The sequence below is a fragment of the Streptomyces rugosispiralis genome (assembly GCF_024505145.1).
Classification (GTDB): Bacteria; Actinomycetota; Actinomycetes; order Streptomycetales; family Streptomycetaceae; genus Streptomyces; species Streptomyces rugosispiralis.
Genome location: NZ_JANIAA010000015.1, coordinates 116,606 through 132,680 on the forward strand (window position 1 = coordinate 116,606; position 16,075 = coordinate 132,680).

Annotated in this window: 14 protein-coding genes; 8 read left to right on the forward strand and 6 right to left on the reverse strand. The window is 70.1% G+C overall.

Features of this window, described 5'->3' with window-relative positions:
* Nucleotides 1-120: 120 nt before the first annotated feature.
* Together NP777_RS23130 and NP777_RS23135 are read right to left on the reverse strand one after the other, a co-directional pair.
* Nucleotides 121-498, reverse strand: a complete 378-nt coding sequence (locus NP777_RS23130; RefSeq protein WP_256652085.1) for a MerR family transcriptional regulator — start codon at nucleotides 496-498, stop codon at nucleotides 121-123.
* Nucleotides 499-534: 36 nt separating this feature from the next.
* Nucleotides 535-936 (reverse strand): helix-turn-helix transcriptional regulator, encoded by a 402-nt coding sequence (locus NP777_RS23135; RefSeq protein WP_256652086.1) that lies wholly within the window; start codon nucleotides 934-936, stop codon nucleotides 535-537.
* 165 nt (nucleotides 937-1,101) lie between these two features.
* Here NP777_RS23135 and NP777_RS23140 point away from each other — a divergent pair, with 165 nt between their 5' ends.
* Nucleotides 1,102-1,485, forward strand: a complete 384-nt coding sequence (locus tag NP777_RS23140; protein ID WP_256652087.1) for an STAS domain-containing protein — start codon at nucleotides 1,102-1,104, stop codon at nucleotides 1,483-1,485.
* Here the strand turns inward: NP777_RS23140 and NP777_RS23145 are convergent.
* Nucleotides 1,463-2,212: a Clp protease N-terminal domain-containing protein gene (locus NP777_RS23145; RefSeq protein WP_256652088.1), complete on the reverse strand. Its 750-nt coding sequence runs from the start codon at nucleotides 2,210-2,212 to the stop codon at nucleotides 1,463-1,465. The two genes, NP777_RS23140 and NP777_RS23145, sit on opposite strands and share 23 nt — an antisense overlap.
* Nucleotides 2,213-2,266: 54 nt before the next feature.
* On the reverse strand, nucleotides 2,267-2,539 hold the full coding sequence (locus NP777_RS23150) for a hypothetical protein (protein WP_256652089.1): 273 nt from the start codon (nucleotides 2,537-2,539) through the stop codon (nucleotides 2,267-2,269).
* A 167-nt stretch (nucleotides 2,540-2,706) separates the two neighbouring features.
* On the opposite strand from NP777_RS23150, the gene NP777_RS23155 reads away from it, so the two are divergent.
* From NP777_RS23155 to NP777_RS23170, 4 genes are all read left to right on the forward strand, one after another.
* Nucleotides 2,707-4,302: a N,N-dimethylformamidase beta subunit family domain-containing protein gene (locus tag NP777_RS23155; protein ID WP_256652090.1), complete on the forward strand. Its 1,596-nt coding sequence runs from the start codon at nucleotides 2,707-2,709 to the stop codon at nucleotides 4,300-4,302.
* Nucleotides 4,303-4,533: 231 nt separating this feature from the next.
* The gene (locus NP777_RS23160) at nucleotides 4,534-6,069 is read left to right on the forward strand and encodes a glycosyltransferase (protein ID WP_256652091.1); all 1,536 of its coding nucleotides are present in this window, start codon (nucleotides 4,534-4,536) and stop codon (nucleotides 6,067-6,069) included.
* A gap of 96 nt (nucleotides 6,070-6,165) precedes the next feature.
* Nucleotides 6,166-6,534, forward strand: coding sequence for a hypothetical protein (locus NP777_RS23165; RefSeq protein WP_256652092.1), 369 nt, complete (start codon nucleotides 6,166-6,168; stop codon nucleotides 6,532-6,534).
* The gene (locus NP777_RS23170; protein WP_256652093.1) at nucleotides 6,531-7,520 is read left to right on the forward strand and encodes a glycosyltransferase family 2 protein; all 990 of its coding nucleotides are present in this window, start codon (nucleotides 6,531-6,533) and stop codon (nucleotides 7,518-7,520) included. The genes NP777_RS23165 and NP777_RS23170 overlap by 4 nt, the downstream gene beginning before the upstream one ends.
* A 55-nt stretch (nucleotides 7,521-7,575) precedes the next feature.
* Here NP777_RS23170 and NP777_RS23175 read toward each other — a convergent pair whose 3' ends face one another.
* A complete protein-coding gene (locus NP777_RS23175) occupies nucleotides 7,576-10,467 on the reverse strand; it encodes a glycoside hydrolase family 48 protein (RefSeq protein ID WP_256652094.1) in 2,892 nt (963 codons plus the stop codon).
* Nucleotides 10,468-10,781: 314 nt separating this feature from the next.
* On the opposite strand from NP777_RS23175, the gene NP777_RS23180 reads away from it, so the two are divergent.
* Both NP777_RS23180 and NP777_RS23185 read left to right on the forward strand, forming a co-directional pair.
* A complete protein-coding gene (locus tag NP777_RS23180; protein WP_256652095.1) occupies nucleotides 10,782-11,975 on the forward strand; it encodes a glycoside hydrolase family 5 protein in 1,194 nt (397 codons plus the stop codon).
* Nucleotides 11,972-13,339 (forward strand): glycoside hydrolase family 6 protein, encoded by a 1,368-nt coding sequence (locus NP777_RS23185; RefSeq protein WP_305890039.1) that lies wholly within the window; start codon nucleotides 11,972-11,974, stop codon nucleotides 13,337-13,339. The genes NP777_RS23180 and NP777_RS23185 overlap by 4 nt, the downstream gene beginning before the upstream one ends.
* A 67-nt stretch (nucleotides 13,340-13,406) precedes the next feature.
* Here the strand turns inward: NP777_RS23185 and NP777_RS23190 are convergent, their stop codons facing one another.
* Nucleotides 13,407-14,453: a LacI family DNA-binding transcriptional regulator gene (locus tag NP777_RS23190; RefSeq protein WP_256652096.1), complete on the reverse strand. Its 1,047-nt coding sequence runs from the start codon at nucleotides 14,451-14,453 to the stop codon at nucleotides 13,407-13,409.
* Nucleotides 14,454-14,733: 280 nt separating this feature from the next.
* Here NP777_RS23190 and NP777_RS23195 point away from each other — a divergent pair, with 280 nt between their 5' ends.
* On the forward strand, nucleotides 14,734-16,068 hold the full coding sequence (locus NP777_RS23195; protein WP_256652097.1) for an extracellular solute-binding protein: 1,335 nt from the start codon (nucleotides 14,734-14,736) through the stop codon (nucleotides 16,066-16,068).
* Nucleotides 16,069-16,075 lie beyond the last annotated feature (7 nt).

Here is a 16,075-nt window from a genome sequence, read left to right on the forward strand (position 1 = left end):
CGGCCACCGACTTCTTCCGCGACCATCTGGCACCGGACGAAGGACCGGACGAAGCACCGGACGAAGCACCGGACGAAGCACCGGACGGAGGCTGACCGACCCACCAGGGGCCGCGTCGGATCAAGCGCTCTGCGCGATGCCGCACGCTTCGGCTCCGGCCGTGCCGCTGGCCGCCGCGATGATGGCATCGAGGCGGTCACGGGTGGTGGCCAGGTCGGCCATCTGGGCGTTGATGCGGTCGCGTTCGGCGGTCAGGCGGGCGATGTCGGCGGGGGTGGCGACGCTGGCGTACGTGCAGGGGAGGAATTCGCGGATGGTCCTGCTCGACAGGCCCGCGGCGTAGAGGCACTGGATCCACAGGACGCGGTCGACCGCGCTGTCCGCGTAGCGGCGCTGGCCGCTGGGGCTGCGCTCCGAGGTGAGCAGGCCCTGCTCCTCGTAGTAGCGCAGCGCTCGTACGCTGACGCCGGTCCTGGTGGCGAGTTCGCCGATGCGCACCGTGACTCCTCCTGCCCCTGACGTCAGGGATCGACCTCAGAGTAGTCGAGGCGCGTGGGAGTCGGAGGCCGGTTGGGCAGGAGGGGCCTCATCGGCTGCCGGGCTCTCGTCGAGGGGGCCGTCGGCGTGTTTGCGCCGGGCCTCGTCCTCGAGGAGCAGCGAGAGCAGCGACGCCACGGGGAGCCCGGCCTCGGCGGGGTGGCGCAGGACCTTCCCCGGCTCGATGCGGTACGTGTTCGTACGCCCCTCACGGGTGTGGGACAGATATCCGTCCTGCTCCAGGTCGCCGATGATCTTTTGGACGGCACGCTCGGTCAGCCTGCAGTGCGCGGCGATGTCGCGGATCCGCACGTTCGGATCATCGGCGATCGCGGCCAGCACGCGGGCGTGATTGGTCAAGAACGTCCAGCCACTGTGCGATTCAGGCACTCCTCCCATGGCCTCATGATATTGCCGAAACAATAGCGCATCTGGAAACATGAATCCGACTTCGTGTATAGCAAGCCGGATGACGTCAGCGAGGCGATCTCGAGGGGAGACAGACAGGTGCACGCGCGAGACATCTCCGTGCCCGAGCCTGGACATCGCCCACCGTACAGGCCCGTGACCGGCGCGGCACCGGGGACATCGGCCGGCTCGGCACCGTCGAGCCCCTCGCCCATCCTCTTCACCGACAGCTACCCGGAGGGCCCCCGGAAGGTTGTCCTGGTCAACGGAGAGGTGGACTACGAGACCTCCCCCGTCATGTCCGCCGTCCTGCGCAACGCCCTCCGCGAGTCCGCCGAGGGCGTTGACGTGGACCTGAGCGCGGTGAGGTTCTGGGACTGCTCGGCGCTCAACGCGCTGCTGAGGCTCCGCCGGGAGGCGCTCGCACACGGCAAGACGGTCATCGTCCGCTCCCCGAGCCGGACGGTCAGGCGGGTACTCGGCCTGACCGGCACCGCACGGCTGTTCCGGCCCCCGGCTATCCCTTCTCCTCGTTCCTGACGGTCTCGGCGACGCGGGTCAGCGCCTCGGCGATGGACTCCGCGGCGGCGGCCTTGTCGATCCCGAGGCCGGTCAGCAGGCCCGCGCCGCCCTCGTGTTCCAGGAGGGCGAGCAGGATGTGCTCGGTGCCGATGTAGTTGTGGCCCAGCCGCAGGGCCTCGCGGAAGGTGAGCTCGAGGACCTTACGGGCGCCCGCGTCGTACGGGAGGAGTTCGGGCACCTTCCCGGCGGCCGGGGGGAGGGCCTCGGTGGCCGCCTGGCGGACGGTGTCGAGCAGGACGCCCTGGGCGAGGATCGCCTTCGCGGCGAGACCCTCCGGCTCATGGAGCAGGCCGAGGGCCAGATGCTCCGGGCGGATCTCGTCGTTGGAGGCCGCGCGGGCCTCGTTCGACGCCGCCACCACGGTGTTCCGCGCCCGCGTGGTGAACCGGCCGAAGCCCTGGCTCGGGTCGAGGTCCGACGGCTCGCCGGACGCCTTGGGGACGAACCGCTTCTGGGCCGCCTGCCGCGTCACCCCCATGCTCTTGCCGATGTCGGTCCAGGAGGCGCCGGAGCGGCGGGCCTGGTCCACGAAGTGGCCGATGAGGTGGTCGGCCACCTCGCCGAGGTGCTCGGCGGCGATCACCGCGTCGGTGAGCTGGTCGAGGGCGTCGGGGTGGACCTTCTTGATGGCCTCGATCAGATCGTCGAGGCGCACGGGATGGGTGAGTCCGACTGGTTTCGTCATGTGTCAACCATAGGTTGACACCCCAGGAGTGTCAACGCTGGGTTGACAGTGAATCTAGCCCCGGCGCTCGCGGTGCGGCCGGCTCGGGGGCCAGAACGACGTCCAGGTGAACTTGTCGCCGCCCACCCACCGGACCACGTCCGGATCGTCCAGATCGACGTCGTCCAGGCCGGCCTCCCGGGCGATCTCGATGACGTCCAGCACCGAGTGCGCCTTGCCCACCAGCTCACCGGCGATCTCGACCAGGCGGAACGGGGGATCGTTCTGCTGGACGCCGAGCACCACGATCGGAGGCCGGTGGATGCGTGGCGCCTGGGATTCGGTCATATGTCCCAGGCTGCGCCCCGCGCCCTCCCGCCGCACCTCGGAGGCGCCGGACCGCGCGGCCGGACACGCCGCGGAACCGAGCGGCCACTGCGCCGGACCGCGCGGCCGGCCACTCCGTCGGACCGCACCGGCTCGCCCGCGTCCACGGCGCGGCCCACGATGGTCCGGTGGACGGAGAACAGGGCCGCATATCCGGTGGGCTGGACCGCCGGGGCTTCCTCGGGGCCGCGGCGGCGGCCGGGGCCGGGGCCGCCGGGGTGGCCGCGACGGGCTGCGACTCCTCCGGGCGCGACGGCCACCGCGCCCGCCCGTCCCGGCGCGCCGACGCCGCGCGCCGGGCGGAGGAGGCGGAGCGGGCCCGGCCGGGCAGTGCCGACTGGCGCATCCGCTCGGCGGGGCCGCCCGACGCCATCGAGGGCTATACGGACCGGGTGAGCGTGCTGCCCGGCGAGGAGTTCGGGCTGTACGTGTCGACCACCGCCCCCGCCTTCCGCGTATCGGCCTACCGGATCGGCTGGTACGGCGGGGCGCAGGCGCGGCTGGTGTGGCGGTCGGGCCGGGTGGACGGCAGGAAGCAGGGCGCGCCCCGGTTCCTCGCAGCCACCCGCACGATCCGGGCCGACTGGGACCGTTCACTCCGCGTACCCGCCCGGAACTGGCCGGAGGGCGCGTATCTGCTGCGACTGGACGCCTCGAACGGCCATCAGCGCTATGTGCCGCTGATCGTGCGCTCACGGCAGGCGCGGGGCCGGACCCTGCTGATGCACGCGCCGGCCACCTGGCAGGCGTACAACACCTGGGGCGGCTACAGCCTCTACCAGGGCCGGGACGGTGCGTACGGGTCGCGCTCGCTGGCCGTCAGCTTCGACCGGCCGTACGCGAACAGCGGGGCGGAGAAGTTCCTGGTCTACGAGCGGGCCGCGGTGGTCCTCGCCGAACGTCTTGGCCTTCCGCTCGCGTACACCACGGGCGTGGACGTCCATCTGCGACCGTCCGTGCTGAAGGGCGCCGCGGCCACCCTGTCGCTCGGTCACGACGAGTACTGGACCCCGCAGCAGCGGCGGTACGTGACCCGGGCCCGGGACGACGGCACCAATCTGGCCTTCCTCGGCGCCAACACCTGCTTCCGCCGGATCCGGCTGGAGCCCGGCCCCGGCGGGGCCCCCGCGCGCACCGTGGTCTGCTACAAGACCGCCTACCGGGACGACCCGTACCTGGTGAACCATCGCGACCTGGCGACCACCGACTTCCGTCAGCCCCCCGCGCCCGATCCCGAGTCCTCGCTGACCGGCGTCCTCTACGAGGGCTACCCGACCGACGCCCCTTACGTCGTCCTGGACAGCGGCCACTGGCTGTTCGCCGGGACCGGGGTGGACGACGGCGACTCCTTCGACCATCTGGTGGGGGTGGAGTACGACCGGGTCACCCCGGGCTATCCCACCCCGGCGCCGCTGCGGATCATCGCCCACTCCCCCCTGGTCTGCCGGGGGCGGCACAGCCACTCGGACTCCGCGTACTACACCGTGGCGAGCGGGGCGGGGGTCTTCGCCTCGGGGACGATGCGCTGGGTGGAGGCCCTGATGGCGGGGACCCATGAGAACGGGCGCGATCACGGGATGGACGCACGCACCAGGGCCTTCGTCACCCGCACCACGGAGAATCTGCTGCGCGCCTTCGCGGCGGGACCCGCAGGACGGGACAAACCGCGGCCGGAGGACAACGTACGCGCGGTGTACTCGGACGCGTCGCGCGTCCACGCCTGACTCGGGGCCGGCGCGCCGCCGCTCACCGACGCCGCACCGGGCCGTCCCCGAACGGGTGCTGTCCCCGAACGGGTGCTGTTCTCGGTGCCCTTGTCCCCGCCCGGCCGAGCGCCGCCGACAGCCAACAGCAGGGCCTTCCCCGCCCGGTCCGGCATCCGGCCCGGACCGGGCGGGTGAATTTCCGCCGTCGCGCTCGCCCTGGCCGCCACACCGCCGGAACATACTGCGCGAATGCCCGAGAAGACGCTCATCCCTCATCTGATCCACCAGACGTGGAAGAACACCGACGTACCGCACAAGTGGCGGGAGTGGTCCGAGTCCTGGCGCCGGCACCACCCCGACTGGGAGTACCGGCTGTGGACGGACGCGGACAACCGCGCGTTCCTCGAAGAGCACTACGCGTGGTTTCTCCCCGTCTACGACGGCTATCGCGAGCCGGTCAACCGGGCCGGCGCCATCCGCTACTTCGTCCTCGACCACTTCGGCGGGGTGTACGTCGACCTGGATTCCGAGTGCCTGCGCCCGATGACCGAACTCCTCGCCGGGCAGGAGCTGGTGCTCGCCCTGGAGCCGGAGGAGCACGTCCAACTGCCGTTGAGCCGCCACGGCGGTATGCGGCGCATCGTCGGCAACGCGTTCATGGCCTCGCGGCCCGGCCATCCGTTCTGGTCGCATGCGCACCGGCGGCTGGTGGGCGCCCACACCAGGCCCGGCACGCTGGACGCGACGGGCCCGTTCTTCCTCACGCGCTCGGTCGACAGTGCCCCGGAGGACGCCCCCATCACGTTCCTGGGGGCCGACACCCTGTACCCCAAGCTGAGTCCGGCCGCCGCGGAGCTGTTCGGGCAGCGTGAGGCCGACCGGGACCTGGCGCACGCCGTGCACCACTGGTCGAGCGCCCGGAGCCGGGAGGCCCCGGGCGCTCCGGGAGCGTCGAGGGGGCGTCAGGTCGGGTTCTGGATGAGCCAGGATCTGCAACCCTGCGTCCAGGGCGTGGTCGACCTCGACGCACAGCGCAGGCGGTGGGCCTCGGGAGCCCCCGCGCCGACGGTGTCCTGTCTGATGGTGACCAAGGGCCGGCTGCCGCTGGCCGAGCGGGCGATCCGGTGCTTCCTCGCCCAGACCTACACCCGCGCGGAGCTGGTCGTGGTGGACGACGGGGAGGACGGCGCCCTCGAGGACCACGTACGGGAACACGCCGACCCGAGGATCCGGGTGCACCGGCTGCCGCCCGAGGGGCGGACGCTGGGCGCACTGCGGAACATCGCGGTGGACCTCGCCGCCGGGACGTATGTGTGCCAGTGGGACGACGACGACCTGTACGCCCCGGAGCGGCTCGAGGTGCAGCTGGCGGCGGTCCTCGCGCTGGACGCCACGGCGTGTTTCCTGGCCCGGGAGCGGCTGTGGTGGCCCGCGCGCCGCAAGCTGGCCATCTCCGGGGTGCGGGTGTGGGAGGGCTCCATGCTCTGCGCGAAGGACGTGCTCCCCCGCTATCCGGAGCGGCGGCGCGGCGAGGACTCCCCGGTCGCGGAGGCCGTGGTGCGCGGCGGGCGGACGGTGTCCCTGGACGCGCCCGAGCTGTACACCTACGTGTTCCACGGGGCCAACACCTTCGACGAGCCGCACTTCACGAGCCTCTTCGACGCCGCGACCCAGGTGTGGCCGCCCGGCGACGCCTACGCGGACCAGGTGCGCGCGATGGCGAAGCGGCTGCCCCTCGCCCCGGCGGACGTCCTGGAAGCCCCCGTGCCTGAGCCAAGCAGGTGAAGCGGTCCTCGGCCCCGATGCCCGTACCGGCAGGAGTCGTTAGCCAGATGCCTCCGCGGAGGTGTGTCAACGGAACACGAAAATAAGGAGAATCGCATGAACATCGGCAAGGCGGCCGTCCTGGTGACCGCGGCGGCCGGGGCAGTGATCTTCGGCGGAGCCGGCGCCGGCGCCCACGGCCAGGACAACGCCGTGAAGCAGTCCAACAACTGCGACTCCAAAGATGCCGTCAGCTTCGGCGGGCCGCCGTCGAAGCCCGACTGTGTCAACTTCGCCGACGTCTTCGGGGATCTGACGCAGCTGAACGACTGTGAATCCGCCAGCGGTCCGACCGCGAGCTCCGGCAACCTGCTCTTCTCGAGCACGATCGTCGAGGGCTCGGAGTGCGCCAACGTCGCCGTCTCCGCAAAGCGGTCGAACGCCAAGGCGGACCACCGGGGCGCGCACGGCGCCGGGCACCGATGACGCAGGCACCAACCGGCCCCGAACACGGCCCCCTGGAGGCTGGTGACCTCCCGGGGGCCGCGGTGTCACCGCGGGAGCCCGTGGTCTCGGTGGTCATCCCCTGCTACGACTACGGTCACTATCTGCCGCAGGCCGTGGAGAGCGTGCTGGCGCAGACCTACCCGGACTGGGAACTCGTCGTGGTCGACGACGGCAGCACCGACGACACCGCGGCGGTGGCCCGATCGCTGATCGCCGACCATCCCGGGCGGCGCATCCGCCTCCTGGAACAGGCCAACGCCGGGGTGTCGGCCGCCCGTAACGCGGGCATCGCGGCCACCACCGGCCGCTATGTTCTGCCGCTGGACGCCGACGACATGATCGCCCCCACCATGCTGGAGCGGACGGTCACGGTGCTGGAGCGGCACCCGGACATCGCCATCGTCTCCACCGATCTGTCCGTCTTCACCGACGACGACCTGCCCGCGCAGGTGCTGGAGCTTCCGGCCTACGACCGGGACCTGCTGCTGCGGCGGCTGATCATGTTCTACTGCTCGCTCTACCGCCGTGAGGTGTGGCAGGCGGTGGGCGGTTACGTGGAGGACATGCGTGCCGGGGAGGACTGGGACTTCTGGATCGCCGCCGCCGAGCGCGGCTTCACGGCCCACCACATCCACGAGCCGCTGTTCGGGGCGCGCCACAAGGACGACGGACTGCACGTGGAGGCGGCCGAGAACGACCTGGCGGCGCGGGCCAGGATCGTGGCCAACCACCCCGGGATGTTCAAGCCGGTCACCCTGGCCTGGGCGCGGGCCGTGCTCGCCCAGGACGAGCGGGAGTGCCTGGCCGACGAGCGGGTGCCCGATGACATCCTCACCCGGGCCGCCGACATGGACCAGTTCCTGCGGGTCGTCATGCGGCTCCAGCGCACCGCGCGGCTCCAGAGCCGTCACATCCGGCGGCTGGAGCGGTCCCTGGCCGAGCGGGATGTCCCGGTGCCCGTCTGAACGCGGCGCGGCGAGAGCGGGGCTCCCCATGGAGCCCCGCTCGGCGTGGAGTCGGCTATTCGAAGAGATCCGCGTACGACCCCATCGCCAGCGCGATGTCCGCCTGGGCCCAGAACCGGTGGTACGTGAAGCTGGGCACCGCGCCGCCCTTCAGATACGCCTCGACCTTCGACCAGGCCGGGTCGTTCTTGTAGAAGGAGCGGATCGACATGAAGGTGGAGCCGGCGTCGATCTTGTCACCGTTCGGCATGGTCCCGGTCCAGCCGCTGGGGACGTAGACCGGGTCGTCGAAGCGGTTGTAGTCGGCGCGGGTCTCGGGGACCGCGATGCCGAGGGCGTCCTGGTAGTTGTTCCACGCGCCGTCCAGCAGCGCCTTGGCGGTGTCCCTGGCCTTGGTGTCGCCGGACTTGGCGGCGTAGTAGGACAGGGTCTTGGCGTACGCGGCCGCCACGCCGACGTCATTGGTGTAGTCGGCGACGGTGACGTGCAGGCTCGCGTTGGCGCCGGGGCTGGAGGCGTTCCAGGTGTCGGGCTGGCCGGACCACTGGAGGGTGGACGGGATCTGGTAGGTGCCGTTGGCGTTGACGGTGGTCTTGGACAGCGCCCACTTCACCCACTTGTCCAGGACCGTCTTCGCGGAGGCGTCACCGGTGCGGTTGTAGTACTCCGCGACGCGCTCCATGGACCACGCCTGGAAGCCGAACCACTGGTTGGACGGCGGGTCGTGGTAGACCGGCTTCTCGTCGTAGTACATGCCGTAGAAGGTGGACGTGCCCGACGGCGGGGTGGCGTAGCGGCCCTGCCAGCTGTTGGTGGCGCCGCCCGCGATGGCGCCCTCGCTGGACTGCAGCCAGCGGTAGAACTCCAGCTGGCGCTTGAGGCTGGTGGACCAGTCGCTCGCGCCCGTCGCGGACTTGGGTTTGAGGTCGGCGTACGAGCTCAAGGCCCAGGCCGCCATGGGGTTCTGGTAGCCGCCGTGGGTGTGGCTGGAGCCGATGCGCCAGGACCAGCCCGCGGAGGTGTCGGTGGCGCCGCCCCAGGCGTAGTACCAGGACAGCAGGTAGTGGGAGCTGTTCTTGCCGCTTCCGGCCGGGCAGGTGGTCTCCCCGACACAGTTGCCGATCTTCTTGAAGTACTTGTCGTACATCGCGTAGCGCAGATAGTCGCCCATCTTGGCGGCCTTGGCGATGTTGCCGGAGATCTGGCCGCCCTTGCCCTGCGCCTTGGCCCACTCCGAGGCCCAGTAGGCGGCCTGGACGACCCGGGCGTCGGCGTCGGGGGCGTTGGTGAACTTCCACTGCTTGGCGTACGCGGCGTCGCCGGTGAACAGGTCCAGATAGCCGTTCTTGCCGCCGTACTTGAAGCCGTCGCAGGTGGGCTGGGTCACGGTCTCCCAGACCGACTCCTGCGGGCCGCGCTGGAAGGTGTTGACATAGCTGGGACCGGCGTCGCTCGGGCCCGCCTCGCACTTGCCGGGCGCGTTGCCGTAGCCGTAGACGTTGTCGACGTCCTGGATCCAGTGCATGCCGTAGATGTCATCGGTGCCGTACGCGCTCTTCAGCTCGGCGGCGATGGGGTCGTTGCCGACCGCGACATTGCCGTTGAGCTGCGCGGGGTACTGGGAGGGCTGGTCCCACTCGGGCGCGTAGGTGGCCGGCTTGGAGGCGTTGTAGAAGCTGTTGGTGGGCTGGTCGGCGTGGGTGGGGATCATGTACTTCTCCATGAGGTCCCACGCGTTGTTGAACTTGGACCAGTCGCCGGTGACCTTGCCGTACATCGCCTGGAGCCAGATCAGATAGCTGTACGCCTCGGAGGTCGTCTCATGGCCGTGGTCGGGGGCCTCGACGATCAGGGTCTCCACCGAGTGGTACGGAACGCCCTCGGGCGAGAAGTAGCCCGCCGAGGGTGCGGTGATCTTGCCGTAGAGGTCCAGGAAGCGGGCGTCGTAGACCTTCGCGGCGGCCAGCTGGGTGACGGTGACCTCGGCCTTGGTGTGGCCGGCGGCGGTCGCGGTGAAGGTCGCGGCGCCGGTGCCGGAGTTCGCTGCGGCGACGGTCACCTGCTGGGCGGTGTCCCAGTTGGCGGGGGTGAAGGTGAGGGCGGCGCCCGAGGAGACCGTCAGCCCGGTGTTGCCCGAGGTGCGGGCGACGGAGACGGTGACGTCTCCGGACGGCCTGGTGGACAGCTTCACGCCGAACGTCCCGGTCTTGCCCTGCTGCACCCCGAGCTGCCCGGGGCCGGCCACCAGCGCGGGCCCGGCCGCCACATGGATGCCTACGGGGGTGGACTCGGCGGCGGCGCCCTGGCTGTCGTACGCCTTGGCGTAGAGCGAGTAGTCGCCCGCCGGGACGTCCGTGTAGTCGAAGGAGTACGGGGAGGTGGTGTCGGTGCCGAGGAGCTTGGTGTCGCTGTAGAACTCCACCTTGCTGATCGTCGCCCCGTCGGCCGCCGCGGCCGTGGCCGTCATCGGGACGGTGCCGCCGGAGGTGAAGACGGCGCCGGGTGACGGGCTGCTCAGCACCGCGATGGGCGGCTGATGGGCGCCCCGGCAGGCCACGCCGTTGACGGCGAAGGAGGTGGGGGCGGCGTTGGTGCCGCTGTAGGTGAACTGGGCGCCGGTGGTGACATTGCCCCCGGCCGCGATCTTCGCGTTGTGCCCGGCGTTGGTGACGGTGACGGTCTTGCCGGACTGCGACCAGCCGCCGTTCCAGCCGTTGGCCAGCTTCTGGTTGCCCGCGTAGTCGTACGTCAGGGTCCAGCCGTCGATGGCGTCGGTGCCGGGGTTGGAGATGGTGAGATCGGCGGTGAAGCCGGAGCCCCAGTCATTGGTCTTGTAGTCGACCCCGCACTGGACCGCCGCGGCGTGCGCGGGGGCGGCGCCGCCCGCCGCGGTCATGGCCACGGGGAGCGAGAGGGCGGCGGCGAGGGCGGTCACCAGCCGTCTCATTCGTCGTCGTGCCCCTGAGAGCCGTGCGCCGGATAAGGGAGAGCCACGCTGTACGCGCATCGGGGGACCTCCTCGCGGTTCGTGCGGTGGTGGGGGAAGTGCGAACCAGTGGGAGCGCTCCCAAGGTTCGTGTCAGCCCGAAGGGGTGTCAAGTCTTTGAACAACAGCGGGTCGTCGAACACCTTCGACCGATAATTCGTGAACGAGGTCTGTTGACATGCGCCCGTCGAGCGCTACCTTCACTTCAACCAGTGGGAGCGGTTCCAGCAGTCTGCGCCGTATCGAACGGCGCTTGGACCACGAGGAGTCGCTCCATGCGAGCACCCCCGCGCCTTTACGCCTTGGTGGCCGCCGCGGTGTTATCCGTGGCGGGCACCGCCTTGGTGCCCGCGGCCACGGCCACCGCCGCCACCACCGCCACCGCCTCGGCGGCGGACGGCCCGGCCGTGGCCGCTCCGGCCGCGGGCGCCCCAGCGGTGACCGTTCCCAGCGCGGCACCACCGAAGCTCCGCGCCTCCGGCAACAAGCTCGTCGACGAGAACGGCGCCACCCGGCGACTGCTCGGCGTCAACCGCTCCGGCGGTGAGTTCATGTGCGTCCAGGGGCGTGGCATCTTCGACGGCCCCGTGGACGACGCGGCCGTCAAGGCCATCGCCGACTGGAAGGTCAACGCGGTCCGGATCCCGCTCAACGAGGAGTGCTGGCTGGGCCTTTCCCATATCAACGCGGCCTACGGAGGGGCCAACTACATCGCGGCCGTCAAGGCATTCGTCGCCCGGCTGGAGGCCCATGGCATCACCCCCGTAGTCGAACTCCACTGGAGCCACGGCAGATACACCGGCGGGGACAGCCACTGCGCCGACACCGAGTACGCCACCTGCCAGAAGCCGATGCCGGACGCGCAGTACACCCCGGCCTTCTGGACCTCGGTCGCCCAGACCTTCAAGGACGACCAGGCCGTGGTCTTCGACCTGTTCAACGAGCCGTTCCCGGACCGCGCCACCTCCGACCTCACGGCGGCGTGGAAGTGCTGGCGCGACGGCGGGAGCTGCCCCGGGATCGACTTCCAGGTCGCCGGGACGCAGACCCTGCTGAACGCCGTACGGGCCACCGGCGCCAGGAACCTGGTGCTGATCCCCGGGCTCGCCTACTCCAACGATCTGCGCCAGTGGCTGACGTACAAGCCGAACGACCCGGCGGGCAATCTCGCCGCCGCCTGGCACACGTACAACTTCAACACCTGCTCCAACGAGAGCTGTTTCAACGAACAGCTCGCCCCGGTCATCGCCAAGGTCCCCTTCGTGGCGGGCGAGATCGGCGAGAACACCTGCTCCCACGGCTATGTCGACCGGGTGATGGCCTGGCTGGACGCCAAGGGCGCCTCGTATCTGGGGTGGACCTGGAACACCTGGGACTGTTCCTCGGGCCCGTCCCTGATCAGCGATTACAACGGCACGCCGACCAACTACGGCGTGGGACTCCGCGATCATCTGAAGGGAATGCAATGAGCCGCAGAATCCGAATGGCGGGCACCCTGCTCGCCGCCTCCGCGCTGACCATGGGGGCGCTGACCGGCGTGGCGTCCGCCCAGGTGGACAGCGGCAGGGCGGCCGCCGCGAAGGTCGACAACCCGTACTCGGGCGCCAAGGTGTACGTGAACCCCGACTGGTCGGCGAAGGCCGCCGCCGAACCCGGCGGCAGCAAGATCTCCAACCAGCCGACCGGCATCTGGCTGGACCGGATCGCCGCGATCAACGGCACGGGCGGGGCGATGGGGCTGCGCGCCCACCTCGACCGGGCGCTGCAGCAGTCGGGCGGCAGCCCGACCGTCGTCCAGTTAGTGGTCTACGACCTGCCCGGCCGTGACTGCTCGGCGCTGGCGTCCAACGGCGAGCTGGGCCCGACCGAGATCGACAAGTACAAGACGCAGTTCATCGACCCGATCGCGGCGATCCTCTCCGAGTCGAAGTACGCCAGCTCCAATCTGCGGATCGTCACCACGATCGAGATCGACTCGCTGCCCAACCTGGTCACCAACACCGGCGGCCGTCCCACCGCGACCCCGCAGTGCGACACGATGAAGGCCAACGGCAACTATGTGAAGGGCGTCGGCTACGCCCTGAACAAGCTGGGCGCCATCGGCAACGTCTACAACTACGTGGACGCCGGCCACCACGGCTGGATCGGCTGGGACGACAACTTCAGCCCCACCGCCCAGGTGCTGAAGCAGGCGGCGACGGCCGAGGGCAGCACGGTCGACAAGGTGGCCGGGATCATCGTCAACACGGCCAACTACAGCGCGCTGAAGGAGAACAACTTCACCATCAACGACTCGGTCAACGGCACTACTGTGCGCCAGTCGAAGTGGGTGGACTGGAACCGGTACGTGGACGAGCTCTCCTTCGCCCAGGCCTTCCGCCAGGAACTGGTCAACGTCGGCTTCCCGAGCAATATCGGCGCGCTGATCGACACCTCCCGCAACGGCTGGGGCGGCTCGGCCCGGCCCAGCGGCCCCGGCGCGAAGACGGACGTGGACACGTACATCAACGGCGGGCGCTACGACCGCCGGATCCACATCGGCAACTGGTGCAACCAGTCCGGCGCCGGGCTCGGTGAACGGCCCAAGGCGGCACCCGCGTCCGGGATCGACGCGTACGTGTGGATGAAGCCTCCGGGCGAGTCGGACGGCTCGAGCTCCTCGATCCCGAACGACGAGGGCAAGGGCTTCGACCGGATGTGCGACCCGACGTACACCGGCAACCCGCGCAACGGCAACAACATGTCGGGGGCGCTGGCGAACGCCCCGCTGTCGGGCCACTGGTTCTCGGCCCAGTTCCAGGAGCTGCTGAAGAACGCCTATCCGGCGCTGTAACCGCACGACCCGTCCCCTGAGTGGGGCCGGTGGACACTGTCCACCGGCCCCACACCCATTGACGCCTTCAGGACGACTCCCTGCGCACCAGCTGCGTCGGCAGCACCATCTGCGGCCGCTTGGCCGTGCGGTCCGAGCGCCCCCCGATCTCCTCCAGCAGCACCCGCACCATCGCCCGGCCCATCTCCTCCGTGGCCTGCCGGACGCTCGTGAGCGGAGGGTCCATATGACGGGCGACGGCCGAGTCCTCGAAGCCGACCAGCGCCACATCGTCCGGGACACCGCGCCCGTTCTCGCGCAGCACCTGACGGGCGCCCGCGGCCATCACGTCCGAGGCGGCGAAGACCCCGTCCAGGTCCGGGCGCTGGCTGAGCAGTTGCCGCATCGCCCGGCGGCCGCCCTCCTCGGTGAAGTCCGCGGACGCCACCAGCTCCGGGTCCACCTCCCGGCCCGCCGCCCGGACCGCGGCGTGGTAGCCCTCCAGGCGGCACTGCGCGACATACATGTCCAGCGGGCCGGTGATGGTGGCGACCGTCCCGCGGCCACGGCCGATGAGGTGCTCCACGGCGGACTGGGCGCCGCCGGTGTTGTCCGAGTCGACGTACGGGACGGTTTCGTGCGCCGAGCGGCGGCCGCTGAGCACCGCGGGCATCTCGATCCGCTCCAGCAGATCCGGAAGCGGGTCGTCCGCGTGGACGGAGACCAGCAGCACCCCGTCGACCCGGTGCGCGGAGAGGTAGTCCGCGAGCCGCTGCCGCTCCTTGGGGGTGCGGATGAGGGTGAGCAGCAGCTGGAGGTCGGTGTCGGCGAGTTCGGCGCCGACCCCGCGGATGATGTCGGAGAAGTACGGTTCGGCGAAGAGCCGGGTCTCGGGCTCGGGGATGACGAGGGCGACGGCGTCGGCACGGTTGGCGGCGAGGGCGCGGGCCACCCGGTTCGGCACATAGCCGAGTTCGGCGACGGCCTGCTCGACGGCTGTGCGGGTGCGGTCGCTGACCCGGGGCGAACCGTTGATCACCCGGGACACGGTGCCGCGGCCGACTCCGGCGCGGGCCGCCACCTCCTCGAGGGTCGGCCGTCCCCGCCCCCCGCCATGCCGCCGCGTTCCTGCCATATCGCGCCTCCAGCCGTCCATACCCAGCAGCTCCAACCCCCCAAATGGGCGGCTGCGGGGACATTCAACAGCAGTGTGGTTTCGGGAAGTTGTTTCGCGCACTCCCTTGACACCCCAGCGGGGAGCCGCGACCCTTCAACACATCACAGCTGGGAGCGCTCCCACCGTACCTGAGCCATACACAACCCGCACGATGCCCACCCGACTCGATGCATCTCAAAGAGCCATGTATTACCACTTTTTGGCCGGAAGCCGTTGGGCGGGGCGCTAGGAGGACGGAATGCGCAGGAACACTGGTAGTCACCGCAGCAGAGCCGTGGTCCTCGCGGCCGTCGCCGCTTTAGGAGCCGGGGTGCTCAGCGGGTGCGCCGATGACGGCGACGACGGATCCGCCGGCTCGTCCGGCGGCGGCGACAGCAAGGGCAAGACGGTCGTGACCGTCGGCACGTACGGCGTCATGGGTTTCAAACAGGCCGGTCTCTATGACGAGTACACAAAGCTGCACCCGGATATCAAGATCGAAGAGAATGTGATCGACCCGGCCTCCAACTACTACCCGCAGTTGCTCACCCATCTCGGCTCTGGCAGCGGGCTCGCCGACATCCAGGCGGTCGAGGTGGGCAACATCAATGAGGTCACCACCACCCAGGCCGACAAGTTCGTTGATCTTTCGAAGGCGGACGGCGTCAAGAAGGAGAACTTCCTCGACTGGAAATGGGCGCAGGCCACCGCCAAGGACGGAAAGACGATCGGCCTCGGCACGGACGTGGGCCCGATGGCGATCTGCTACCGCAAGGACCTCTTCCAGCAGGCCGGGCTCCCGGCCGACCGTGACGCGGTCTCCCAGCTCTGGGCTGGCGACTGGCAGAAGTACCTCGACGCCGGCAAGGACTACGCGAAGAAGGCGCCGGGCGGAGCCGCGTTCCTGGACTCGGCCGGTGGACTGTTCAACGCGGCGGTCTCCGGCGGCTCGGAGGTCTACTACGACAAGGGCGGGAAGCCCATCTACAAGGACAGCCCGGCCGTAAAGAAGGCGTGGAAGCTGGCGACCGACGCGTCCGCGTCCAAACTCTCCGCGGGGCTCCAGGAGTTCACCAAGCCCTGGCAGCAGGCGCTCGCCAACGGCAAGTTCGCCACCGTCTCCTGCCCGGCCTGGATGCTCGGCCAGATCAAGGAGTACGCCGGGGACAAGTACAAGGGCAAGTGGGACGTCGCGGCCGCCCCCCGGCCCGCCAACTGGGGCGGCTCCTTCCTCTCCGTGCCGCAGGCGGCGAAGAACAAGGACGAGGCGGTCAAGCTCGCCACCTGGCTGACCGCGCCCGAGCAGCAGGCCAAGCTCTTCGAGAAGCAGGCGAGCTTCCCCAGCGCCCAGGCCGCGTACAGCCTCCCCCAGGTGGCCGACGCCAAGCTCCCCTACTTCAACGACGCGCCCATCGGCAAGATCTTCTCCCAGGCCGCGAAGGACAGTCCGACGCAGGTCCTGGGCCCGAAGGACGCCGTCATCAAGCAGAACTTCACCGATGTCGGCCTGCTCCAGGTCGAGCAGCAGGGCAAGTCCGCCGACGAAGGCTGGAAGGCCGCGATCAAGACGAACGACAACGCGCTGGACCAGTGACCCGGAC

What these genes read in the sequence shown, in the direction of transcription:
- NP777_RS23180 (WP_256652095.1), top strand. Translation starts at nt 10,782, where the DNA reads ATGCGAGCACCCCCGCGCCTTTACGCCTTGGTGGCCGCCGCGGTGTTA.
- NP777_RS23170 (WP_256652093.1), top strand. Translation starts at nt 6,531, where the DNA reads ATGACGCAGGCACCAACCGGCCCCGAACACGGCCCCCTGGAGGCTGGT.
- NP777_RS23150 (WP_256652089.1), bottom strand. Translation starts at nt 2,539, where the DNA reads ATGACCGAATCCCAGGCGCCACGCATCCACCGGCCTCCGATCGTGGTG.
- NP777_RS23190 (WP_256652096.1), bottom strand. Translation starts at nt 14,453, where the DNA reads ATGGCAGGAACGCGGCGGCATGGCGGGGGGCGGGGACGGCCGACCCTC.
- NP777_RS23160 (WP_256652091.1), top strand. Translation starts at nt 4,534, where the DNA reads ATGCCCGAGAAGACGCTCATCCCTCATCTGATCCACCAGACGTGGAAG.
- NP777_RS23185 (WP_305890039.1), top strand. Translation starts at nt 11,972, where the DNA reads ATGAGCCGCAGAATCCGAATGGCGGGCACCCTGCTCGCCGCCTCCGCG.
- NP777_RS23175 (WP_256652094.1), bottom strand. Translation starts at nt 10,467, where the DNA reads ATGAGACGGCTGGTGACCGCCCTCGCCGCCGCCCTCTCGCTCCCCGTG.
- NP777_RS23135 (WP_256652086.1), bottom strand. Translation starts at nt 936, where the DNA reads ATGGGAGGAGTGCCTGAATCGCACAGTGGCTGGACGTTCTTGACCAAT.
- NP777_RS23145 (WP_256652088.1), bottom strand. Translation starts at nt 2,212, where the DNA reads ATGACGAAACCAGTCGGACTCACCCATCCCGTGCGCCTCGACGATCTG.
- NP777_RS23165 (WP_256652092.1), top strand. Translation starts at nt 6,166, where the DNA reads ATGAACATCGGCAAGGCGGCCGTCCTGGTGACCGCGGCGGCCGGGGCA.
- NP777_RS23195 (WP_256652097.1), top strand. Translation starts at nt 14,734, where the DNA reads ATGCGCAGGAACACTGGTAGTCACCGCAGCAGAGCCGTGGTCCTCGCG.